20 protein-coding genes and 1 other annotated feature are annotated in these 22,824 nt (G+C 55.9%); of the genes, 12 read left to right on the forward strand and 8 right to left on the reverse strand.

Annotation, left to right across the window (positions count from 1 at the left end; translation table 11 throughout):
- Window positions 1-71: 71 nt before the first annotated feature.
- Window positions 72-1,532: a MocR-like pyridoxine biosynthesis transcription factor PdxR gene (gene pdxR / locus AC0TOY_RS08955; RefSeq protein WP_473721734.1), complete on the forward strand. Its 1,461-nt coding sequence runs from the start codon at window positions 72-74 to the stop codon at window positions 1,530-1,532.
- Here the strand turns inward: pdxR and AC0TOY_RS08960 are convergent.
- The 6 genes from AC0TOY_RS08960 to acrA form a co-directional block, all read right to left on the reverse strand.
- Window positions 1,504-1,971, reverse strand: coding sequence for a YlaC family protein (locus AC0TOY_RS08960; protein WP_024906844.1), 468 nt, complete (start codon window positions 1,969-1,971; stop codon window positions 1,504-1,506). The genes pdxR and AC0TOY_RS08960 overlap by 29 nt on opposite strands.
- Before the next feature lie 117 nt (window positions 1,972-2,088).
- Entirely contained in the window at window positions 2,089-2,640 is a 552-nt protein-coding gene (gene maa, locus AC0TOY_RS08965; protein WP_090417995.1) for a maltose O-acetyltransferase, read from the reverse strand.
- A gap of 205 nt (window positions 2,641-2,845) precedes the next feature.
- Window positions 2,846-3,064 (reverse strand): HHA domain-containing protein, encoded by a 219-nt coding sequence (locus tag AC0TOY_RS08970; protein ID WP_010428174.1) that lies wholly within the window; start codon window positions 3,062-3,064, stop codon window positions 2,846-2,848.
- A gap of 27 nt (window positions 3,065-3,091) precedes the next feature.
- Window positions 3,092-3,466, reverse strand: coding sequence for an Hha toxicity modulator TomB (tomB, locus tag AC0TOY_RS08975; protein WP_008499288.1), 375 nt, complete (start codon window positions 3,464-3,466; stop codon window positions 3,092-3,094).
- 509 nt (window positions 3,467-3,975) lie between these two features.
- Window positions 3,976-7,122, reverse strand: a complete 3,147-nt coding sequence (gene acrB, locus AC0TOY_RS08980; protein ID WP_024906846.1) for a multidrug efflux RND transporter permease subunit AcrB — start codon at window positions 7,120-7,122, stop codon at window positions 3,976-3,978.
- Window positions 7,123-7,144: 22 nt separating this feature from the next.
- The gene (gene acrA / locus AC0TOY_RS08985; protein WP_032646183.1) at window positions 7,145-8,338 is read right to left on the reverse strand and encodes a multidrug efflux RND transporter periplasmic adaptor subunit AcrA; all 1,194 of its coding nucleotides are present in this window, start codon (window positions 8,336-8,338) and stop codon (window positions 7,145-7,147) included.
- A gap of 140 nt (window positions 8,339-8,478) precedes the next feature.
- On the opposite strand from acrA, the gene acrR reads away from it, so the two are divergent.
- Together acrR and mscK are read left to right on the forward strand one after the other, a co-directional pair.
- Window positions 8,479-9,132, forward strand: coding sequence for a multidrug efflux transporter transcriptional repressor AcrR (gene acrR / locus AC0TOY_RS08990; protein ID WP_024906848.1), 654 nt, complete (start codon window positions 8,479-8,481; stop codon window positions 9,130-9,132).
- Between the two features lie 113 nt (window positions 9,133-9,245).
- Window positions 9,246-12,593, forward strand: a complete 3,348-nt coding sequence (mscK, locus tag AC0TOY_RS08995; RefSeq protein ID WP_473721735.1) for a mechanosensitive channel MscK — start codon at window positions 9,246-9,248, stop codon at window positions 12,591-12,593.
- A gap of 1 nt (window position 12,594) precedes the next feature.
- Here mscK and rsmS read toward each other — a convergent pair whose 3' ends face one another.
- Together rsmS and priC are read right to left on the reverse strand one after the other, a co-directional pair.
- Entirely contained in the window at window positions 12,595-12,771 is a 177-nt protein-coding gene (gene rsmS / locus AC0TOY_RS09000) for a pleiotropic regulatory protein RsmS (protein WP_048991481.1), read from the reverse strand.
- 14 nt (window positions 12,772-12,785) lie between these two features.
- Entirely contained in the window at window positions 12,786-13,313 is a 528-nt protein-coding gene (gene priC, locus AC0TOY_RS09005) for a primosomal replication protein N'' (RefSeq protein ID WP_048991480.1), read from the reverse strand.
- A 50-nt stretch (window positions 13,314-13,363) separates the two neighbouring features.
- Between priC and AC0TOY_RS09010 the strand changes: the two genes are divergently transcribed.
- The 9 genes from AC0TOY_RS09010 to AC0TOY_RS09050 all read left to right on the forward strand — a co-directional run bounded on the left by AC0TOY_RS09010 (window position 13,364) and on the right by AC0TOY_RS09050 (window position 22,766).
- The gene (locus AC0TOY_RS09010) at window positions 13,364-13,741 is read left to right on the forward strand and encodes a DUF454 family protein (protein WP_024906851.1); all 378 of its coding nucleotides are present in this window, start codon (window positions 13,364-13,366) and stop codon (window positions 13,739-13,741) included.
- Between the two features lie 151 nt (window positions 13,742-13,892).
- Complete coding sequence (apt, locus tag AC0TOY_RS09015; protein ID WP_006176947.1) at window positions 13,893-14,444, forward strand: adenine phosphoribosyltransferase; 552 nt, start codon at window positions 13,893-13,895, stop codon at window positions 14,442-14,444.
- 88 nt (window positions 14,445-14,532) lie between these two features.
- Window positions 14,533-16,461, forward strand: coding sequence for a DNA polymerase III subunit gamma/tau (gene dnaX, locus AC0TOY_RS09020; RefSeq protein ID WP_473721736.1), 1,929 nt, complete (start codon window positions 14,533-14,535; stop codon window positions 16,459-16,461).
- Window positions 15,791-15,855 (forward strand) — a sequence feature (DnaX frameshifting element). (Overlaps the previous gene by 65 nt.)
- A 53-nt stretch (window positions 16,462-16,514) precedes the next feature.
- A complete protein-coding gene (locus AC0TOY_RS09025) occupies window positions 16,515-16,847 on the forward strand; it encodes a YbaB/EbfC family nucleoid-associated protein (RefSeq protein ID WP_003858972.1) in 333 nt (110 codons plus the stop codon).
- Window positions 16,847-17,452 carry a recombination mediator RecR gene (gene recR / locus AC0TOY_RS09030; protein ID WP_008499298.1) on the forward strand — a complete coding sequence of 202 codons (606 nt, stop codon included), beginning with the start codon at window positions 16,847-16,849 and terminating at the stop codon, window positions 17,450-17,452. The genes AC0TOY_RS09025 and recR overlap by 1 nt, the downstream gene beginning before the upstream one ends.
- A 110-nt stretch (window positions 17,453-17,562) precedes the next feature.
- On the forward strand, window positions 17,563-19,437 hold the full coding sequence (gene htpG, locus AC0TOY_RS09035) for a molecular chaperone HtpG (RefSeq protein WP_473721737.1): 1,875 nt from the start codon (window positions 17,563-17,565) through the stop codon (window positions 19,435-19,437).
- A gap of 229 nt (window positions 19,438-19,666) precedes the next feature.
- Window positions 19,667-20,311 (forward strand): adenylate kinase, encoded by a 645-nt coding sequence (adk, locus tag AC0TOY_RS09040; protein ID WP_006809841.1) that lies wholly within the window; start codon window positions 19,667-19,669, stop codon window positions 20,309-20,311.
- Window positions 20,312-20,436: 125 nt separating this feature from the next.
- Window positions 20,437-21,399 carry a ferrochelatase gene (gene hemH, locus AC0TOY_RS09045; RefSeq protein WP_248272959.1) on the forward strand — a complete coding sequence of 321 codons (963 nt, stop codon included), beginning with the start codon at window positions 20,437-20,439 and terminating at the stop codon, window positions 21,397-21,399.
- 62 nt (window positions 21,400-21,461) lie between these two features.
- Window positions 21,462-22,766: an inosine/guanosine kinase gene (locus tag AC0TOY_RS09050; protein ID WP_024906855.1), complete on the forward strand. Its 1,305-nt coding sequence runs from the start codon at window positions 21,462-21,464 to the stop codon at window positions 22,764-22,766.
- Window positions 22,767-22,824 lie beyond the last annotated feature (58 nt).

Below are 22,824 nucleotides of genomic sequence, written 5' to 3' on the forward strand. Positions count from 1 at the left end.
AGACTAGTGAATTGCTGGTTCCTTAAAAAGAACCACTGCGCTATGTTTTGATGGTTCCACGAGGAGGCGAGATGAATATACCGGGTGATGAATTTTATACCTTGCTCCATGCAGCCCTGAAAACACGCGGGGAAGAGACGCTCCAGCGTACGCTCTACCTTGCTCTGCGGGAGGCCATACTGTGCGGAAGGCTACGATCCGGCAGCCAGCTTTCCGGTTCGCGAACGCTTGCCCAGCAGCTCTCCCTTTCCCGGAATACCGTCAATGCGGCGCTGGACCAGCTCACTCTCGAAGGGTATTTGCAGCGTAATCGCCAGGGAACGCGGGTGGCACAGTTAGCTCACCGTTCCGTCACCCGGACAATGCCGGACCCTGCCATCACGCTCGCAAAACGGGTCGGGCTGCTACCTGCGCCAGTGCCCCGGGACACGCCTGTTCTGGCGTTTACCCCAGGCACGCCGGCCATCAACTATTTTCCGCTGCCGCTGTGGCGGCGACTGTACGATCGCGTGATGCGGGAGGAGGGAAATGCTCTGCTAGGGTATGGCGACCCGGCCGGCGAGCCGTCGCTGCGGGCCGCGATTGCCCGACATCTTGCCCTGTCCCGCGGCATTGACTGCGACGCCAGCCAGATTGTGATAACCGAAGGTGCGCTTGAAGGCGTCAACCTGTGCACGATGCTGTTGAGCGAGCCGGGGGATATCGCCTGGGTAGAAAACCCCGGCTATAGCGGGGCAAAAAGCGCGTTTGTTAAAACAGGCCTGGCAATGACGGGAATACCGGTTGATGACGAGGGAATGTGCTGGGAAGGGCTGGATGCGCCTGCACCCTCACTGATTTTTACCTCACCTTCGCACCAGTTCCCTTACGGGAGCGTGCTCAGCGCGCGGCGGCGGCTGGCGCTGCTGGAACTGGCCGGGCAGCACAACGCGTGGATCATTGAAGATGATTACGACAGCGAGTTCCGTTATGCCGGTGAGCCCGTACCGGCGATGCTGGGAATGGTCAACAATGCGCCCGTTGTGTATCTGGGGACGTTCAGTAAAACGCTGTTTCCGTCGCTCCGGATGGGATTTATGGTGTTACCGCCAGCGCTGGCGAAAGCGGCTCGCCCGGCCATCGGCTCGCTGTTGCGCGGTGGGCACCGTGCCGAACAGCGCACGCTGGCGCTGTTCATTGAGGACGGTCATTACGCTCGCCATCTTGCCGCCATGCGTCGGCTCTACCGTAAACGCTATCGCCAACTGCGGGAGGTGCTGGGCGCAGAGCTTCATGCGCCGCACCGTATTCTGGCCGGTGAAGGCGGGATGCATCTGACGCTGGCGATAGACAATATTGATGACCAGAAACTGGTGGAGCAGGCGAGGGCGTTTCAACTGGCACCCGCTGCACTGAGCGGGTACTACCTGGAGGCGAAGCTGGGGCAAACCGGTCTGGTTTTAGGTTACGGCAATACCTCTGCTTCTCAGTTTGCCTCGGGGATCCGACGTCTGCAGGCGCTCATCACGCAGCAGCGGGGCGGGAAAGGCTAAAGACATCATAGAAAGAGAGCTGTCCTTTGGTGGAGACCATTTTCTGCAGTTTCTCTTTTTGCCCGGCTTCAACCGCCGGAGAATGCAGGATGTTTTCGATCAGTTCCGCTGGCACGAAACGCGTGTTGTACCATTCGCCGTTGTAGCAGACCCGGAAATCGAGCACGTCGATATCTTCGTAACGGTAGCGCGGATTCACGTCGAAAAAGAAAAAGGCGTTAAAGACGACAAACAGTACAACCAGCAGCCAGACGGAGTCCACCAGCGTTTCGGATGTCAGCATTACAATAAGCGTCGCCAGCCAGGCGGCATACATGGCGACAAACAGTCCAGGATGTTTGCGAATAAAGCTAATGCTAAAGCGTGGGCGATTGTCGCGCTTTTCGCGGAGGTTAAGATCGTCGATGGTGGCGGTAAGCAGGCGCTGTATCTCGGTCATTTTTTGCCTTCATGAGAGTTGACAATACAGGGTGTCTGCCAATTTTAGGGGAGCCATCAGGCTGAAAAAAGTAACAGTCTGGCGCTAAAAGACCATAACAGTTGGCTCCCCGTAACCTCACAGCGTTTTAATGATTTTGGCCGGGTTGCCGCCAACGACGACGTTAGCCGGGACGTCTTTCGTCACGACGGCGCCGGAGGCCACCACGACATTATCACCAATGGTGACGCCAGGGTTAATGACCGCCCGGCCACCAATCCAGACGTTATCGCCAATGCTGACAGGTTTTCCAAACTCCACGCCGCTATTGCGTTCCTCCGCATCCAGCGGGTGGGTTGCCGTATAAATATGAACACCCGGCGCGAGCATGCAGTTATCGCCAATATGAACAGGGCAGACATCCAGCATTACACAGTCGAAGTTAGCGTAAAAGTTTTTGCCCAGATAAATGTTATATCCATAGTCGCAGCGGAAGCTCGGTTCTATATAAGCGCCTTCGCTTTGTCCCAGAAGTTCCGCCAGAATGTTCTGGCGTTCTGTTTTTTCATCAGGTGCGGTGTGGTTATAGCGATAGACCAGATGGCGGGCTCGCAGTCGGTCGGCCCGTAACGTCTCATCGCCGGGACGATAATGTTCACCGGCAATCATCTTCTGTTTTTCTAAGCTCATTGGAAACCTCGCTGGATGTGATTACCGCAGGGTAATCTGAACAGGCCAGGAGGGGAACGTTCCCGAAAAGCCGATGTGACTGGCGTCACAACATTGCTGCTGAAAAACACGTTTTACACGGAGACCTGGCCTGGGCACAGGGAGTATAACGGGATAGGTAAAAACTGAGAACGAGGCGTAGAACTCTACAGACACCCTTCAAAGATTAACGGACAAATTTCCACACAGAAGTAGGGATTTTGTCATACAGCTTATTCATTGTCAGCTCGGCAAGACGATGGTCAGCGGCTGAATAAAATACCGCCAGCTCATTATCCGAAAGCTCGTATTTATTCTTTTCAATGACGCGCTCAAGCGTGTCAATTGACTGACAACGTCGTAAGCGCATCAAATAATCGACTTTTGTGAGTGGTTTATCAGACATAAATTCACCTTAGTAATTGTAATAATTTTAACAGGAAAGACTAACCGGGTTAGCTCTGCTCACGTTGACGAAACAGCGGAATAGCCGGTTCCCCGATTTACGCCATTTTTGCAAATCCTGGGCGTTAATGCCGTAACTGCTGAACAACATAAAGGTGTCGTCCAGGTATTCATCAATTTGCTCAATGAGCTTATTATCTTCATTGTACTTAATTTTATAATTAAGTGCGAAGGTTGCGATATGCTCTATCAGCTCATTCAACTGTAAATTGATAGCAGACGTTGGGTCGTTTACCCAGCCATGGTTGCTTTCATCAAGGTTGGCAAGGCAGTCATGGTACAAGGATTCGCAGAGAAATTTCAACTGCGCGATATCATGCCTTTTTGGCGAGTACTCGTCCATAGCGCATCCCCTTCTGAGTGATTTCTTACTCACCGAACATCATTGTCGGGATGGATACAACTGACTTAGCTACATGAGTGCTGTGTTCCTGATAACCTAACTATAAGCCACTCCTTCCTGGATTTCATCGCGCGATTACGAAAAATTACAAATAAAACCGCAGACATGCGAGCAAGTACGCAAATGGTCATCCCGGACTCAACTTTTTATCCAAATTAACGAGGGTGCTTTATCGCTTCCTTACGTTTCATCGGCTTAGCAAAATGATGAGAAAAGTTCAGATTCAGACTTATCTTTGTAAGAACTTCTTATTAGGAATATTCCTAATAACTTAAGCGGAGAAATGAAATTAAAAAAATCCTGAATTCACCGATTAAGTTATCAGTTAATTATGATATGTCTATTTAAGATGGCAGAAAATAAATAGAACCACAATAAGCGTAATTTATGATTTTTTCTGAAAATGAAAAAGGCCGCTAATGCGGCCTTTTTATCATGTGAAACCGGTATCAGTGAGGTTCTACCGAATGCGTGTGTTCAATATCCTCATTCTTCCGGCTGAAGCGGCGGCGAACCACCACGAAGAACACCGGTACGAAGAAGATAGCGAGTACGGTTGCGGTAACCATACCACCCATAACGCCTGTACCGACCGCGTTCTGCGCACCGGAGCCAGCACCGGAACTGATAACCAGCGGCAGTACGCCGAGGATAAACGCCAGTGATGTCATCAGGATTGGGCGCAGACGCATACGAACAGCCTCAAGCGTCGCCTCAATAAGGCCTTTACCTTCTTTCTCCATCAGATCTTTGGCGAATTCAACGATAAGTATCGCGTTCTTCGCCGACAAGCCAATGGTTGTCAGCAGGCCTACCTGGAAGTACACGTCGTTGGTCAGTCCGCGGAACGTTGCCGCAAGCAGCGCACCGATAACCCCAAGCGGTACCACCAGCATAACGGAGAACGGAATTGACCAGCTCTCGTACAGCGCTGCCAGACACAGGAAGACGACGATCAGTGAAATCGCGTACAGGGCAGGGGCCTGGTTTCCGGACAGACGTTCCTGATAGGACATACCGGTCCAGTCGTAGCCGATACCCGAAGGCAGTTTACTCGCCAGCTCTTCCATCAGATTCATGGCTTCACCGGTGCTTCGGCCCGGCGCGGCCTGACCCAGGATTTCCATCGATGGCAGACCGTTATAGCGTTCCAGACGCGGCGAACCGTATTCCCAGCGTGACGTTGAGAACGCCGAGAACGGTACCATCTGACCATTGCTGCCGCGCACGAACCAGCTGTTGATATCGTTTGGCAACATACGGTATTGCGCCTCTGACATCACGTACACTTTCTTCACGCGGCCACGGTCGATGAAGTCGTTAACGTAGCTACCGCCCCAGGCGGCGCCCAGCGTGGTATTAATGTCACTGATGGATACGCCCAGCGCCTGGGCTTTCTCCTGGTCGATGTCGATTTTATACTGCGGCGTATCTTCCAGGCCGTTTGGACGCACGCCGACCAGCAGGTCAGGGTGCTTAGCCACTTCGCCAAACAGCTGGTTACGTGCCTGCGTCAGTTTTTCGTGACCCAGACCGCCCTGGTCAATCAGCTGGAAGTCGAAGCCGGTCGCGGTACCCAGTTCAACAATCGCTGGCAGGTTAAAGGCGAAGACCATCGCATCTTTAATCTGTGAGAAGGTGCCCATTGCACGGCCGGTGATGGCTTCAACCTTGTTCTTTTCGCCCGGACGTTCAGACCAGTCTTTCAGAGAAACGAAGGCAATACCTGTGTTCTGACCACGACCCGCAAAGCCAAAGCCGTTAACCGCAAACACGGATTCAACGTTGTCTTTCTCTTTGGTGAGGTAGTAGTCCGTCACTTCATCCAGCACTTTCTGGGTACGCTCTTGCGACGCACCCGCAGGAAGCTGTGCCATTGTCAGGAACACGCCCTGGTCTTCATCCGGCAGGAACGAGCTTGGCAGACGAACGAACAGGAACGCCATCCCCACCACGATGATGATATAGAGCAGCAGGTAACGACCGGTGCTGCGCAGGATGTTGCCCACGCTGTCGGTGTAGTGGTGCGTGCTCTTGTCAAACATGCGGTTAAACCAGCCGAAGAACCCTTTATGCTCGCCGTGACCGCCTTTCTGAATCGGCTTCAGCATGGTGGCACACAGCGCAGGCGTCAGGATCAACGCGACCAGCACCGACAGCGCCATCGCGGAAACGATGGTAATTGAGAACTGACGGTAAATCGCACCGGTAGAGCCCCCGAAGAAAGCCATCGGGATAAATACCGCAGACAGCACCATCGCGATACCGACCAGCGCGCCCTGGATCTGACCCATTGATTTACGGGTCGCTTCCTTCGGCGGTAGACCTTCTTCCGCCATCACGCGCTCGACGTTCTCTACCACGACGATGGCATCATCCACCAGCAGGCCGATGGCGAGCACCATCCCGAACATCGTCAGGGTGTTTATCGAGTAGCCAAATATCGACAGGATCGCAAAGGTCCCGAGCAGAACAACCGGCACGGCAATCGTTGGGATAAGCGTCGCGCGGAAGTTTTGCAGGAACAGGTACATCACCAGGAACACCAGGATGATCGCTTCTACCAGCGTTTTAACCACTTCGTGAATCGAAATTTTGACGAACGGCGTGGTGTCGTACGGGTAAACGATTTTCAGACCTGACGGGAAGAACGGTTCCATCTTCTTCAGCTCTGCGCGGATCGCCGTGGCGGTGTCCAGGGCGTTAGCCCCTGTCGCCAGTTTGATACCCAGACCGGAAGCCGGTTTACCGTTGAACTTCGCGATGATGTCGTAGTTCTCACCGCCCAGCTCGACCTTAGCCACGTCGCGCAGGCGAACCTGGGAACCGTCCTGATTCACTTTCAGCAGAATTTTGCTGAACTCATCGGCAGAGGTCAGACGGGTCTGTGCGATGATCGAGGCGTTAAGCTGCTGGCCTTTCACCGGCGGCGTACCGCCTAGCTGACCGGCTGCCACCTGGGCGTTCTGAGCTTTAATCGCATTGATCACGTCAACGGGGGTCAGCTGGAAGTTGTTCAGTTTGTTCGGATCCATCCATATACGCATCGCGTACTGTGAACCGAACAGCTGAACGTCACCCACACCGGAAGTACGGCTGATGGCGTCCTTCATATTGGCACCCACGTAGTCGGAAATATCCTCCTGCGTCATGGTGCCGTTGGTGTTGATAACGCCGACAACCATCAGGAAGCTGCTGGACGATTTCTCGACGCTCACACCCTGCTGTTGTACTTCCTGCGGCAGCAAAGGCATCGCCAGCTGCAGTTTGTTCTGCACCTGAACCTGCGCAATGTCAGCATCCGTACCTGACTGGAAGGTCAGGGTGATCTGAACTGTACCGGTAGAGTCACTGTTTGAGGACATGTACATCAGGTTATCGATACCGTTCATGTTCTGTTCGATAACCTGAGTGACGGTGTCCTGCACCGTTTTCGCATCAGCCCCAGGGTAGGTTGCGGAGATGGTCACCGCCGGTGGCGCAATCGTTGGATATTGCGCGACAGGCAGCTTCAGGATCGCAAGTCCCCCGGCCAGCATGATGATAATGGCGATCACCCACGCAAATATGGGGCGATCGATAAAGAAATTAGGCATGTCTTAACGGCTCCTGTTTAAGTTAAGACTTGGTTTGTTCTGACTGGCCAGCGGCCGAAGCTTGTTGTTTATCGTCAGATTTCACTTCCTGTGCTTTAACCTGCGCGCCAGGACGAACTTTTTGCAAACCAGTAACAATCACGCGATCGCCATCTTTCAGACCTTCCGTCACCAGCCATTTATCGCCAATCGCCTGGGTGGCGGTGATATTGCGCGTTTCGACTTTGTCATCTGCTCCAACAACCAGTGCGCTCGCATCGCCGCGTGGCGTACGGGTCACACCCTGCTGTGGAACCAGAAGGGCGGTTGGATTCGTTCCTTCTTCCAGACGCGCGCGAACGAACATACCTGGCAGCAGGTTTTTGTCAGGGTTCGGGAAAATCGCACGTAAGGTGATGGAACCGGTGGTCTGGTCGACCGTCACGTCAGAGAATTCCAGCGTACCTTCCTGCGGGAACTTGATACCGTCGTTGGTAATCAGCTCCACTTTGGCTTTGCCGTTTTCCTGTTTCAGGGTGCCGTTAGCCAGCTCCTGTTTCAGGCGCAGGAAATCATTGCTGGACTGCGTCACGTCAACGTAGATCGGATCAAGCTGCTGCACGGTCGCCAGCGCGGTGGTCTGACCGTTCTGCACCAGTGCCCCTTCCGTGACGGAAGACTTACCAATACGACCATTAATAGGGGAGGTCACTTTGGTATAGGCCAGGTTGATGCGCGCGGTTTCGACCGCCGCTTTGGCTGCCACTACGGCTGCGTTAGCCTGCTGCGCATCTGCCAGGGCGGTATCGTAATCCTGTTGGCTGATGTACTTGGTACCGAGCAGTTTTTGATAACGATTCACCGTCAGCTGGGCAATTTTGGCTGCGGCCTGTGCTTTCGCCAGGTCGCCTTTCGCGCTTTCATAATTTGCCTGATAGGTTGCGGGATCAATCTGATACAGAGACTCACCGGCCTTCACATCACCGCCTTCGGTGAAGTTACGTTTCAGGATAATGCCACTAACCTGAGGACGCACTTCCGCAATGCGGTAAGCATTTGTACGGCCTGGTAACTCGGTGGTGATTTGTAGAGGTTCAGATTTGAGCGTCACGACGCCTACTTCTGGCGCCTGCTGAGCTCCTTGTTGAGCTGGTTTGTCGTCACATCCTGTTAGCGCTAAGCTGCCTGAGAGCATCAGAACGACCGCCAGAGGCGTTAACCCTCTGTTTTTGTTCATATGTAAACCTCGAGTGTCCGATTTCAAATTGATCAAGGGTCCTGAGTCTAAAACCCGTTGCTGCGTTTATATTATCGTCATGCTATGGTACATACATTCACAAATGTATGTAAATCTGACTCCTGTAAATTCACCCACCTATGGCACGAAAAACTAAACAACAAGCGCTGGAAACCCGACAACACATTCTGGATGTGGCAATACGTTTGTTCTCTCAGCAGGGTGTTTCGTCAACCTCGCTGGCACAAATTGCTCAGGCTGCCGGTGTGACGCGGGGAGCGATTTACTGGCATTTTAAAGATAAGTCAGATCTGTTCGGTGAAATCTGGGAGCTTTCAGAGTCCAGCATTAGCGATCTCGAGAGTGAGTATCGGGCAAAATTCCCTGATGATCCACTCTCAGTAATGAGAGAAATATTAGTATATATCCTTGAAGCGACGGTAGTTGAAGAACGTCGCAGATTAATGATGGAAATAATTTATCATAAATGCGAGTTCGTGGGCGAAATGGCGGTGGTGCAACAGGCGCAACGCAGCCTCAGCCTCGAAAGCTATGACCGTATCGAACTGAACCTCAACCTGTGTATGCAGGCAAAGCTGTTACCGGCCAATCTCTTGACCCGCCGGGCGGCTATCCTGATGCGCGGCTACATTTCAGGTCTGATGGAAAACTGGCTGTTTGCCCCGCAATCCTTTGACCTCAAAGAGGAAGCCCGCAGCTACGTGGCGATTTTACTGGAAATGCTACAGCTCTGCCCGTCGCTGCGCAGCGACGCGCCATCGCTAACTGCCTGAGTCATTTCCAGGATTTATCTCAGAGGCTCACGTTCGCGCTATTCTGCTTCCGGCGAGCGTGATATTCTTCACGCCGGACTATTTTCGGTCATCTTCTGACATCATTCACAACTATGCTGCCCATCAATCGCTCGCAACATCCTGTTTTTGCATTGCTCTTTGCGATGCTGTTTTTCTTTGCCACGGCGCCGCTGACCTGGGCCCGCGCCGATAACAGCAATGACATTCCCTCGCGTGGCGATGTTCAGTCGCAGCTCGACGCGCTGAACAAACAAAAAGAGCTCTCTCCTCAGGATAAGCTTATCCAGCAGGATCTGACGGAAACGCTGGAAACGCTGGATAAAATTGAACGCGTCAAAGCCGATACCGCCCAGCTTCGTCAGAAGGTGGCGCAGGCTCCTGAAAACATGCGCAAAGCGACGGAATCACTGAACGCCCTGAGCGACGTCGATAACGATACCGAAACGCGCAAGACGCTCTCGACGCTCTCTTTACGTCAGCTGGAGTCGCGCGTCGCGCAACTGCTCGACGACCTGCAAACCGCGCAGTCCGACCTCGCGACCTATAACAGCCAGCTTGTCTCCCTGCAAACCCAGCCGGAACGCGTGCAAAATTTGATGTACTCCGCGTCTCAGCAGCTGCAGCAGATCCGCAACCGTCTGAACGGCACGACGGTGGGAGAGGGAACGCTGCGCCCGACCCAGCAAACCCTGCTGCTGGTTCAGCAGACCTTGCTCAACGCACAGATTGAACAGCAGCGTAAAAGCCTGGAAGGGAATACGGTGCTGCAGGACACGCTGCAGAAACAGCGTGATTACGTCACCGCCAACATTAATCGTCTGGAACACCAGCTTCAGCTATTGCAGGAGGCGGTAAACAGCAAGCGCCTGACCCTGACGGAAAAAACCGCCCAGGAGGCCGTATCCCCTGACGAGACCGCCCGCATTCAGGCGAATCCGCTGGTGAAACAGGAGCTTGAGGCGAACCATCAGCTTAGCCAGCGCCTGATACTGGCGACCGAAAACGGCAACTCGCTGGTTCAGCAAAATATCAAGGTGAAGAACTGGCTGGATCGCGCCCTGCAGGCGGAACGCAACATTAAAGAGCAGATCGCGGTCCTGAAAGGTAGCCTCCTGCTGTCGCGTATTCTCTACCAGCAGCAGCAGACGCTCCCGTCCGCTGATGAGCTGGAGGACATGACCAACCGCATCGCGGATTTACGTCTGGAACAGTTTGACGTCAACCAGCAGCGCGATGCCCTTTTCCAGAGCGATACCTTTGTCGCCAAAATTGAAGAGGGGCATTCCAGCGACGTGAACCCGGAAGTGCACGACGCGCTGCTCCAGGTCGTGGATATGCGTCGCGAGCTGCTGGACCAGCTCAACAAACAGCTGGGTAACCAGCTGATGATGGCCATTAACCTGCAAATCAACCAGCAGCAGCTGGTGAGCGTCTCGAAAAGTCTGCAGGAGATCCTGACCCAGCAGATTTTCTGGGTAAACAGCAACAAACCGATGGACTGGGACTGGATTAAATCCTTCCCTGAGACGCTGAAAACGCAGATTAAGAGCATGAAGATCACCGTAAACTGGGAGAAAGCCTGGCCTGCGGTGACGATTGCCTTGCTGGCGGGATTACCGCTGCTGCTGATTGCTGGCCTGATCCGCTGGCGTCTGGCCTGGCTGAAAAAATACCAGGCGAAGCTGGCCTCCGAAGTGGGGCAACTGCGTAACGATAGCCAGCTTCATACGCCAAAAGCGATTCTGATCGATCTCATCCGCGCCCTGCCGGTGTGCCTGATTATTCTGGCTGTGGGCCTGATTCTGCTCACCATGCAGCTCAACGTCAGCGATCTGCTGTGGGCGTTCAGTAAAAAACTGGCGCTGTTCTGGCTGGTGTTTGGCGTGTGCTGGAAGGTGCTGGAAAAAGACGGCGTGGCGGTGCGTCATTTCAACATGCCTGCGCAGCTGACCAGCCACTGGCGTCGCCAGATTGTGCGCATCAGCCTGGCGCTCCTGCCGCTGCACTTCTGGTCGGTTGTTTCTGAGCTTTCCCCGCTGCATCTGATGGATGATGTGCTGGGGCAACTGGTCATCCTGCTGAACCTGCTGCTGATTGCGATCCTGATGTGGCCGATGTGCCGCGACAGCTGGCGTGATAAAGAGTCCCACAATATCCGTCTGGCCACCGTGACCGTGCTGGCGATCATTCCGCTGGCGCTGATGGTGCTGACGGCAACGGGCTACTTCTATACCACGCTGCGCCTGTCCGGGCGCTGGATTGAAACGGTCTATCTGGTGATCGTCTGGAACCTGCTCTATCAGACCGTACTGCGCGGCCTGAGCGTGGCGGCCCGCCGCATCGCCTATCGCCGTGCCATTGCGCGTCGTCAGCATCAGGTGAAAGAGGGGGCCGAAGGCGCGGAGCCGCAGGAAGAGCCAACCATCGCGCTGGAGCAGGTTAACCAGCAGACGCTGCGTATCACCATGCTGGTGATGATCGCCCTGTTTGCGGTGATGTTCTGGGCTATCTGGTCCGATCTTATTACCGTTTTCGCCTATCTCGACAGTATTACCCTCTGGCAATACAACGGTACCGAAGCGGGCGCGGCGGTCATGAAAAGCGTGACCATGGGCAGCCTGCTGTTTGCGCTGGTGTCGTCGGTGGTGGCCTGGGCGCTGATCCGCAACCTGCCAGGCCTGCTCGAAGTGCTGCTCCTGTCACGTCTGAATCTTCGCCAGGGGGCGTCCTACGCCATTACGACGATCCTCAACTACGTAATCATTATTGTTGGGGCGATGACGGTCTTTGGTTCGCTTGGCGTCTCGTGGGATAAACTGCAGTGGCTGGCGGCCGCCCTCTCGGTCGGTCTTGGTTTTGGCCTGCAGGAAATCTTCGGTAACTTTGTCTCCGGCCTGATCATCCTGTTCGAACGTCCGGTACGTATCGGCGATACCGTTACCATCGGTACCTTCTCCGGTACGGTCAGCAAGATCCGTATTCGTGCCACCACCATCACCGACTTCGATCGCAAAGAGGTGATCATCCCGAACAAAGCGTTCGTGACCGAGCGTCTGATCAACTGGTCGCTCTCGGATACGGTGACGCGCGTGGTGATCCGCCTGGGCGTGGCCTATGGATCGGATCTGGATAAGGTGAAAGAGGTGCTGCTGAAGGCGGCGTCTGAGCATCCGAAAGTGATGCACGATCCGGCTCCGGCGGTCTTCTTCACCACCTTTGGGCCGAGTACGCTGGATCACGAACTGCGTTTATACGTGCGTGAACTGCGTGACCGCAGCTACACGGTGGATGAACTTAACCGTTCTATCGATCGTCTGTGCCGTGAAAACGATATTAATATCGCCTTTAACCAGCTTGAGGTTCACCTGCGTAACGAGAAAGGTGATGAGCATACGGAAGTGAAGCGCGACATTAAGGGCGACGACCCGACTCCGGCTTAATCTATTTTCCCTCTCCCTGTGGGAGAGGGTTAGAGTGAGGGGGAAGTTTCCCCTCAAAATCCCGCCGTACAATCTCCAGTGCCTTAAGCACCGTTTCGGCGGGGATCTCATGATTCTCCAGCAGCATAATCAAATCGACGGCCAGCTTGACCTCATCGGGTGCATTTTCCAGTGACATGGGTGTGGCTCCTGTTAACGGGTCAAACGTTCAATGACGCGCTCAATGTCATCCAGTGCCTGACGGCAGCGGACGATGCGTCCTTCCAGCGCGCTAATCTCGCGCATCAATAGCTGCTGCTCTTCCAGCGTTTCGCTGTTGTTCAGACGCACCTCGCGTTCGCGCTTCATCTCAAACAGTCGGCGTTCAAACTCCTGGTTCTCCAGCCGCTTGCGCTGCCATTTACCGAGCCCCGGGGAGGCGCTGTCCCAGGCGCGCAGCGGCCAGGCGGCGATTTCGCGATGCAGCGCGGTGATCTGCTCGGTGAGATGCGCCGCAAGCCACGTCACCTGTTCCTGCTGTTCACTCTCAACCGCATGGCGAAGCTCGTCGAGATTCGTCTGCGCTTCCGCCAGGTAATCCTGAATGACGGTGCTGCGGGTACGAAAAAGCTGTCGGTCAAAGCGCGGCTTCAGCGTGGCGTGCCCCATTAGCGGTGTAGCCTGCTCCCGCAGAGCAATCAGCTGATTTTGCAGCCTCTCAAGAAGCAGTGCTGTTTTCAAGGCGCTCTCCAGTGGTAAAGTAGCCGTTCAGTTTGATAACGATTCGCATTATGAAGCGTACTATTTTAATCATCATTGGCTGGCTCGCGGTAGTGCTTGGCACGCTGGGTGTGTTTTTACCCTTACTGCCGACCACGCCATTTATCCTGCTGGCGGCCTGGTGCTTCGCCCGCTCGTCGCCGCGTTTTCACCACTGGCTGCTCTACCGCTCATGGTTTGGCGGCTATCTGCGGCACTGGCAAAAACACCGGGCCATGCCGCCCGGCGCGAAGCCGCGCGCGATCGCAGTGATCCTCATCACCTTCGCTATTTCATTATGGCTGGTGAAAATGATGTGGGTACGTATTCTGCTGCTGGCGATCCTGACCTGCCTGCTTTTCTTTATGTGGCGGATCCCCGTGGTTGATGAAAAGCAACAAAAGCACTGAAGCCTCATCATGGCTGTTGCAATTATCACGCGCAGCCAGTAAATTCGACCGTTTTCGAGCACAGGTGCGCCTGGTCAAAGGTTAAACAATTGTTGCCTTGGCCGACTCGTTGCGCGCTGTGAGTAACACTGTTTTATTTAGGCACAAACCGATGACCGCAACTGCACAGCAGCTTGAATATCTGAAAAACAGCATCAAAAGCATCCAGGACTATCCAAAGCCTGGCATTCTTTTCCGTGATGTCACCAGCTTGCTGGAAGACCCGAAAGCGTACGCACTCAGCATTGAACTGCTGGTCGAGCGTTATAAAAACGCCGGGATCACCAAAGTAGTAGGTACCGAAGCCCGTGGTTTCCTGTTTGGCGCACCGGTTGCGCTGGCAATGGGCGTGGGTTTTGTGCCGGTGCGTAAGCCGCGCAAGCTGCCGCGTGAAACCATCGCAGAAAGCTACGAGCTGGAGTACGGTACCGATCAGCTGGAGATCCACGTTGATGCGATCAAGCCGGGCGACAAAGTGCTGGTGGTCGACGATCTGCTGGCAACCGGCGGCACCATTGAAGCGACCGTGAAGCTGATCCGTCGTCTGGGTGGGGAAGTGACCGACGCAGCCTTCATCATCAACCTGTTCGATCTCGGCGGTGAACAGCGCCTGGAAAAACAGGGTATTACCAGCTATTGCCTGGTGCCTTTCCCGGGTCATTAATCCCGGTTTTCACAACCTCGCTCAATGGGTGAGGTTGTGATAGCATTCCCCTCCATAAATTCACCTTCCAGCGTTGCAGAGCCTGCCCATGAGTTATCAGGTGTTAGCCCGTAAATGGCGACCACAAACCTTTGCTGACGTTGTCGGTCAGGAACATGTGCTGACGGCCCTGGCGAACGGCTTGTCGCTAGGTCGCATCCATCACGCCTATCTTTTTTCCGGCACCCGCGGCGTCGGTAAGACCTCTATTGCCCGTTTGCTGGCAAAAGGTCTCAACTGCGAAACCGGGATCACCGCCACGCCGTGCGGCGTGTGTGATAACTGTCGGGAGATCGAGCAGGGGCGTTTTGTCGATCTGATCGAGATCGACGCCGCCTCGCGCACCAAAGTGGAAGATACCCGCGATCTGCTCGATAACGTGCAGTACGCCCCGGCGCGCGGCCGCTTCAAGGTCTACCTGATCGATGAAGTGCACATGCTGTCGCGCCACAGCTTTAACGCACTGCTGAAAACGCTGGAAGAGCCGCCCGCGCACGTGAAGTTCCTGCTGGCGACCACCGATCCGCAAAAGCTGCCGGTCACGATCCTGTCGCGCTGCCTGCAGTTCCATCTGAAGGCGCTGGACGTTGAGCAGATCCGCGCGCAGCTTGAGCATATCCTTGATGAAGAGAAAATTGTCCACGAACCGCGCGCCCTGCAGCTGCTGGCCCGCGCGGCGGACGGCAGCCTGCGTGATGCGCTCAGCCTGACCGACCAGGCGATTGCCAGCGGTGACGGCAAGCTCTCTACCGAGGCGGTCAGCACCATGCTCGGCACGCTGGATGACGATCAGGCGCTGTCGCTTATCGAAGCGATGATTGCCGCCAACGGCGAACGCGTGATGTCGCAGGTGAATGCCGCCGCTGCCCGGGGTATTGAGTGGGAAGGGCTGCTGGTTGAGATGCTCAGCCTGCTGCACCGCGTGGCTATGCTGCAGCTTTCTCCCTCCGCCATTGGTGCGGATATGGCGACCATTGAACAGCGGATGCGTGAGCTTGCCCGCACCGTGCCGCCTGCCGACGTGCAGCTGTACTACCAGACGCTGCTGATTGGACGCAAAGAGTTACCGTTCGCGCCGGATCCGCGTATGGGCGTTGAAATGACGCTGCTGCGCGCGCTGGCGTTCCACCCGCGCATGCCATTGCCGGAGCCGGAAGTACCGCGGCAGTCTTTCGCGCCGGTCGCCCCTACGGCGGTGATGTCGCCGCAGCAGGTGCCACCGCAGCCGACACCGCCGCCGCAGCAGAACGTACCGCTGTCGGATGCCACCAGTTCGGTGCTTGCCGCACGCAGCCAGCTGCAGCGTGCCCAGGGAGTAACCAAACCAAAAAAGAGTGAACCGGCAGCGCCAGGAAGAGCGCGGCCGGTGAACAACGCCGCGCTTGAACGACTGGCCTCGGTAACGGAGCGCGTACAGTCGCGTCCGGCACCGTCCGCGCTCGAGCAGAAAGCCCCGGTGAAAGAAGAGGCTTACCGCTGGAAGGCAACCACCATCACCGAAGAGGTGAAGGAAGAGGTCACCACGCCGAAAGCGCTGAAAAAGGCGCTGGAGCATGAGAAAACGCCGGAGCTTTCCGCGAAGCTTGCCGAAGAGTCCATTGCGCGCGACGCCTGGGCCGCTGAGGTCAGCAAACTCCAGCTGCCGAAGCTGGTGGAGCAGGTCGCGTTGAACGCCTGGAAAGAGCAGGACGGCAATCAGGTGCGTCTGCACCTGCGTCCGGGCCAGCGACACCTCAATTCCCCTGGCGCGCAAAAGGCGCTGGCCGAGGCGCTCGCCACATTACAGGGCGCGCCGGTTGAATTGACTATCATTGAAGATGATAATCCGGCAGTGAAAACGCCGCTCGAGTGGCGCCAGGCCATTTATGAAGAAAAGCTCGCGCAGGCGCGCGAGGCGATTATTGCGGATAACAACATTCAGACCCTGCGCCGGTTCTTCGACGCCGATCTGGATGAAGAGAGTATTCGCCCCATTTGATCGTGAGTCTGACTTACGGTTGTAATCCTTAAACGTGAAAAAGAGAGAAGCCTATGTTTGGTGGAAAAGGCGGTCTGGGTGGCCTGATGAAGCAGGCTCAGCAGATGCAGGAAAAAATGCAGAAGATGCAGGAAGAGATCGCTCAGCTGGAAGTCACGGGTGAGTCCGGTGCCGGTCTGGTCAAAGTGACCATCAACGGTGCGCACAACTGCCGTCGCGTGGAAATCGACCCTAGCCTGCTCGAAGACGACAAAGAGATGCTGGAAGATCTGGTTGCAGCCGCGTTTAACGATGCCGCTCGCCGTATCGACGAAACTCAGAAAGAGAAAATGGCCTCTGTTTCCAGCGGTATGCAGCTGCCGCCTGGCTTCAAGATGCCATTCTGATGCAAACCAGTCCGCTGCTCACGCAGTTAATGGAAGCACTGCGCTGCCTGCCGGGCGTTGGCCCGAAGTCGGCGCAGCGCATGGCGTTTACGCTATTGCAGCGCGACCGCAGCGGCGGGATGCGCCTGGCGCAGGCTTTGACACGCGCCATGTCAGAAATTGGTCACTGTGCGGACTGCCGTACCTTTACCGAGCAGGACGTGTGTAACATCTGTACGAACCCGCGTCGTCAGGAAAACGGTCAGATTTGCGTGGTGGAGAGTCCGGCGGACATCTACGCCATCGAACAAACCGGGCAGTTTTCCGGCCGCTACTTCGTGCTGATGGGGCATCTCTCCCCCCTGGACGGTATTGGCCCGGATGATATCGGTCTTGATCGCCTTGAACAGCGTCTTGAGTCCGAAACCATCAAAGAGGTGATCCTCGCCACCAACCCGACGGTGGAAGGGGAGGCAACCGCCAACTACATCGCCGAGCTGTGCTCGCAGTACGGCGTTGACGCCAGCCGCATCGCCCACGGCGTGCCGGTCGGCGGCGAGCTGGAGATGGTGGACGGCACCACGCTGTCACACTCTCTGGCCGGGCGTCACAAGATTATTTTCTGACCAAACGGAGGCTGCGCGCGCGGCCTCCGCTTGAAAATTTCCCCCCGTATCCCCATCTCTCACTCAACGTTTTAAAACCCCATTAAATGGCATTGTTGAGGTCGACATAGATGAAAGGACAAGAAACCCGTGGTTTCCAGTCAGAAGTAAAACAGCTTCTGCACCTGATGATCCATTCCCTGTATTCCAACAAAGAAATTTTCCTGCGTGAGCTGATTTCCAACGCATCCGATGCGGCGGACAAGCTGCGCTTCCGCGCGCTGTCTAACCCGGATCTGTACGAAGGCGACGGCGAGCTGCGCGTGCGCGTCTCGTTCAATAAGGAGAACCGCACCCTGACCATCGCCGATAACGGCATCGGGATGAACCGCGACGAGGTGATCGACCACCTCGGCACCATCGCCAAATCCGGCACCAAAGCGTTCCTAGAGTCCATGGGCTCGGACCAGGCGAAAGACAGCCAGCTCATCGGCCAGTTCGGCGTCGGTTTCTACTCGGCGTTTATCGTGGCCGACAAAGTCACCGTGCGCACCCGTGCGGCGGGCGACAGCGCTGAAAACGGCGTGCTGTGGGAATCCAAAGGGGAAGGCGAATACACCGTTGATGACATCACCAAAGCGGACCGCGGCACTGAAATCACCCTGCACCTGCGCGAAGGCGAAGACGATTTCCTGAACGACTGGCGCGTGCGCTCCATCATCAGCAAATATTCCGATCATATCGCCCTGCCGGTCGAGATTGAAAAACAGGAAGAGAAAGACGGCGAAACCGTGGTTTCCTGGGAGAAGATCAACAAGGCGCAGGCGCTGTGGACGCGCAACAAGTCTGAAATTAAAGACGACGAGTACAACGAATTCTACAAGCACATCGCCCACGATTTTACCGACCCGCTGACCTGGAGCCACAACCGTGTGGAAGGTAAGCAGGAGTACACCAGCCTGCTGTACATTCCGGCACAGGCGCCGTGGGACATGTGGAACCGCGATCACAAGCACGGTCTGAAGCTGTACGTGCAGCGCGTCTTTATCATGGACGACGCCGAGCAGTTCATGCCGAACTACCTGCGCTTTGTGCGCGGCCTGATCGATTCTAACGATCTGCCGCTCAACGTCTCCCGTGAAATTCTGCAGGACAGCACCGTCACCCGTAACTTGCGCAACGCCCTGACCAAACGTGCGCTGCAGATGCTGGAAAAACTGGCGAAAGACGATGCGGAAAAATATCAGACCTTCTGGAAACAGTTCGGCCTGGTGCTGAAAGAAGGCCCGGCAGAAGACACCGCGAACGTTGAAACCATCGCCAAACTGCTGCGTTTCGCCTCAACGCATACCGACTCCTCCGCGCAGACCGTGTCGCTGGAAGAGTACGTCTCCCGCATGAAAGAAGGGCAGGAGAAGATCTACTACATCACCGCCGACAGCTACGCGGCGGCGAAGAGCAGCCCGCACCTGGAGCTGTTGCGCAAGAAAGGCATCGAAGTGCTGCTGCTTTCTGACCGCATCGACGAGTGGATGATGAACTACCTGACCGAGTTCGACGGTAAATCCTTCCAGTCTGTGGCCAAAGCCGACGAGTCCATCGACAAGCTGGCGGATGAAGTGGACGAAAGCGCGAAAGAAGCCGAGAAGGCGCTGGAGCCGTTCGTTGAGCGCGTGAAAACCCTGCTGGGCGACCGCGTGAAAGAGGTGCGTTTCACGCACCGTCTGACCGACACCCCAGCCATCGTCACCACCGATGCCGACGAAATGGGCACTCAGATGGCGAAACTGTTCGCGGCGGCGGGCCAGGCGATGCCGGAAGTGAAATATATCTTTGAGCTTAATCCGGATCATCCGCTGGTGAAACGCGCAGCGGATACCCAGGACGACGCCCGCTTTGCCGAGTGGGTTGAACTGCTGCTGGATCAGTCCCTGCTGGCCGAGCGCGGTACGCTGGAAGATCCTAACCTGTTCATTAAACGTGTGAATACGCTGCTGCTGGCGTAATTAAACACCTGCCCCTCACCCTGGCCCTCTCCCCAAAGGGGAGAGGGTATAATCGTCCCCTCTCCCCTTTGGGGAGAGGGTTAGGGTGAGGGGGCATTCTCGCACTATCCCAAATTATCTCCCCCCGTTAACCGTTTCAGCCTTCCTGCCTTCCTTGAGCGATGCCCGTTCTGGTGGTATTGTTTAGCGCTTTTGAAAAATTGAAACGACTTTTGAGGGGATTTTCGCAATGCGTATTATTCTGCTTGGCGCTCCGGGCGCGGGTAAAGGAACTCAGGCTCAGTTCATCATGGAGAAATACGGTATTCCGCAAATCTCCACCGGTGATATGCTGCGCGCCGCTGTTAAATCTGGCTCCGAGCTGGGTAAACAGGCGAAAGACATCATGGACGCAGGCAAGCTGGTGACCGACGAGCTGGTGATTGCTCTGGTCAAAGAGCGCATTGCTCAGGAAGACTGCCGTAACGGTTTCCTGCTGGACGGCTTCCCACGCACCATTCCTCAGGCTGACGCCATGAAAGAAGCGGGCATCAACGTGGACTACGTTCTGGAGTTCGACGTACCGGACGAGCTGATCGTTGACCGTATCGTTGGTCGTCGCGTACACGCTGCTTCTGGCCGCGTTTACCACATCAAATTCAACCCACCTAAGGTTGAAGGCAAAGACGACGTGACCGGCGAAGAGCTGACCACTCGTAAAGACGATCAGGAAGAGACCGTGCGCAAGCGCCTGGTGGAATACCATCAGATGACCGCGCCGCTGATCGGCTACTACACCAAAGAAGCGCAGGCGGGTAACACCAAATACGCGAAAGTTGACGGCACCAAAGCCGTGGCTGACGTACGTGCAGAGCTGGAAAAAATCCTCGGCTAATCGCATTTCTCTCACCCGGGCCCTCCGGGTGAGAAATATTCTCATCTTACCTATTACAGCAATGGGTTTCGTTTAAACGCATTTCCGCTACAATTGACAACCTATCAAATGGTTAAGAGGCGTGAATGAGTCAGGCGAAAACCGGCATCCTGCTTGCCAATCTGGGCACCCCAGAAGCACCTACATCAGACGCGGTAAAACGCTACCTGCGACAGTTTTTAAGCGACACGCGCGTCGTGGATTTCCCGAGACTGCTGTGGTGGCCTCTGCTGCGTGGCGTCATTCTGCCGATTCGTTCTCCGCGCGTCGCCAAACTCTATCAGTCCGTGTGGATGAAAGAGGGCTCGCCGCTAATGGTTTACAGCCGTCGTCAGGAAAAAGCGCTGGCCGCCCGCCTGCCGGATATGCCCGTCGCGCTCGGCATGAGCTACGGCAAACCCTCCCTGGAAAGCGCGGTAGAATCCCTGCTGGCGCAGGGCGTGGACCATATCGTCGTGCTGGCGCTCTACCCGCAGTACTCCTGCTCGACGGTGGCCGCCGTCTGGGACGAGCTGGCCCGCATTCTGGCGACCCGCCGCCGCATTCCGGGCGTGACCTTTATTCGCGACTACGCGGATAACGATCTCTACATCAAGGCGCTTGCCAACAGCGCGCGCGCGTCGTTTGAAAAGCACGGCGAGCCGGATCTGCTGCTGCTTTCCTATCACGGGATCCCGCAGCGTTTCGCTAACGAAGGGGATGATTACCCCCAGCGCTGCCGCGATACCACGCGCGAGCTGGTCTCCGCCCTTGGCCTGCCGCCGGAGAAGGTGATGATGACCTTCCAGTCGCGCTTCGGCCGCGAGCCGTGGTTGACGCCGTACACCGATGAAACCCTCAAAATGCTCGGCGAGAAGGGCGTGAAGCATATTCAGGTGATGTCGCCGGGCTTCTCGGCAGACTGTCTGGAAACGCTGGAGGAGATCGCGGTGCAAAATCGGGAATTTTTCCTGGAGGCTGGCGGCGAAAAGTACGAGTACATTCCGGCGCTTAACGACTCGCCTGAGCATATCGACATGATGGTCTCGCTGGTGACGAACAGCCGCTGATCGCACTCCGGGCCGGGTTTGTGCTACCATTCCCGGCCCATATTCTTCGTACAGTTCAGACCATGAAATTTCCCGGTAAACGCAAATCCAAACACTACTTCCCCGTCGATGCCCGCGATCCGCTCCTGCAGCAAATCCAGCCAGAAAATGAAACCAGCGCGGCGTGGGTCGTCGGTATCGATCAGACGCTGGTGGACATTGAAGCCAAAGTGGATGATGCGTTTGTCGCCCGTTACGGTCTGAGCGCCGGACATTCGCTGGTGATTGAAGACGACGTTGCCGAAGCGCTGTACCAGGAGCTGGTGCGCGAAAACCTGATTACCCATCAGTTCGCCGGTGGCACCATCGGCAATACCATGCATAACTACTCCGTGCTGGCCGACGACCGCTCGGTGCTGCTCGGCGTGATGTGCAGCAATATCGAAATTGGTGGCTATGCCTACCGCTATCTCTGCAACACCTCCAGCCGTACCGATCTGAACTATCTTCAGGGCGTCGACGGCCCGATTGGCCGCTGCTTTACGCTGATCGGCGAGTCCGGGGAGCGTACCTTTGCCATCAGCCCTGGCCACATGAACAAGCTGCGCGCCGAGAGTATTCCTGAAGAGGTGATCGCGGGCGCCTCGGCGCTGGTGCTGACCTCCTACCTGGTGCGCTGCAAGCCGGGTGAGCCCATGCCGGAAGCGACCATGAAGGCGATTGAGTACGCGAAGAAATACAACGTGCCGGTCGTTCTGACGCTGGGCACGAAATTCGTTATCGCCGATAACCCGGAGTGGTGGCAGGCCTTCCTTAAAGAGCACGTCTCGATTCTGGCGATGAACGAAGAAGAGGCCGAAGCGCTGACCGGCGAAAGCGATCCGCTGCTGGCGTCTGACAAAGCGCTGGACTGGGTGGACCTGGTGCTCTGCACCGCGGGCCCGGTTGGGCTGTATATGGCCGGCTTCACGGAGGAAGAGAGCAAACGCAAGACCCAACACCCGCTGCTGCCCGGCGCGATTGCCGAGTTTAACCAGTACGAGTTCAGCCGCGGTATGCGCCATCAGGATTGCATCAACCCGCTGCGGATCTACTCTCACATCGCGCCTTATATGGGCGGGCCGGAGAAGATCATGAACACCAACGGCGCGGGCGACGGCGCGCTGGCCGCGCTGTTGCACGACATCACCGCTAACGCCTACCACAAAACCAACGTGCCGAACTCCAGCAAGCACAAGTTTAGCTGGCTGACCTATTCGTCGCTGGCGCAGGTGTGTAAGTACGCCAACCGCGTGAGCTATCAGGTACTGAACCAGCACTCACCGCGCTTAACGCGTGGTCTGCCGGAACGGGAAGACAGCCTCGAAGAGGCGTATTGGGATCGGTAAATGTAAAAAGGCAACGTAAGTTGCCTTTTTTAATGTTTGTTCCCTCTCCCCGTGGGAG

The sequence above is a fragment of the Enterobacter sp. PL_is379 genome (genome assembly GCF_055817355.1).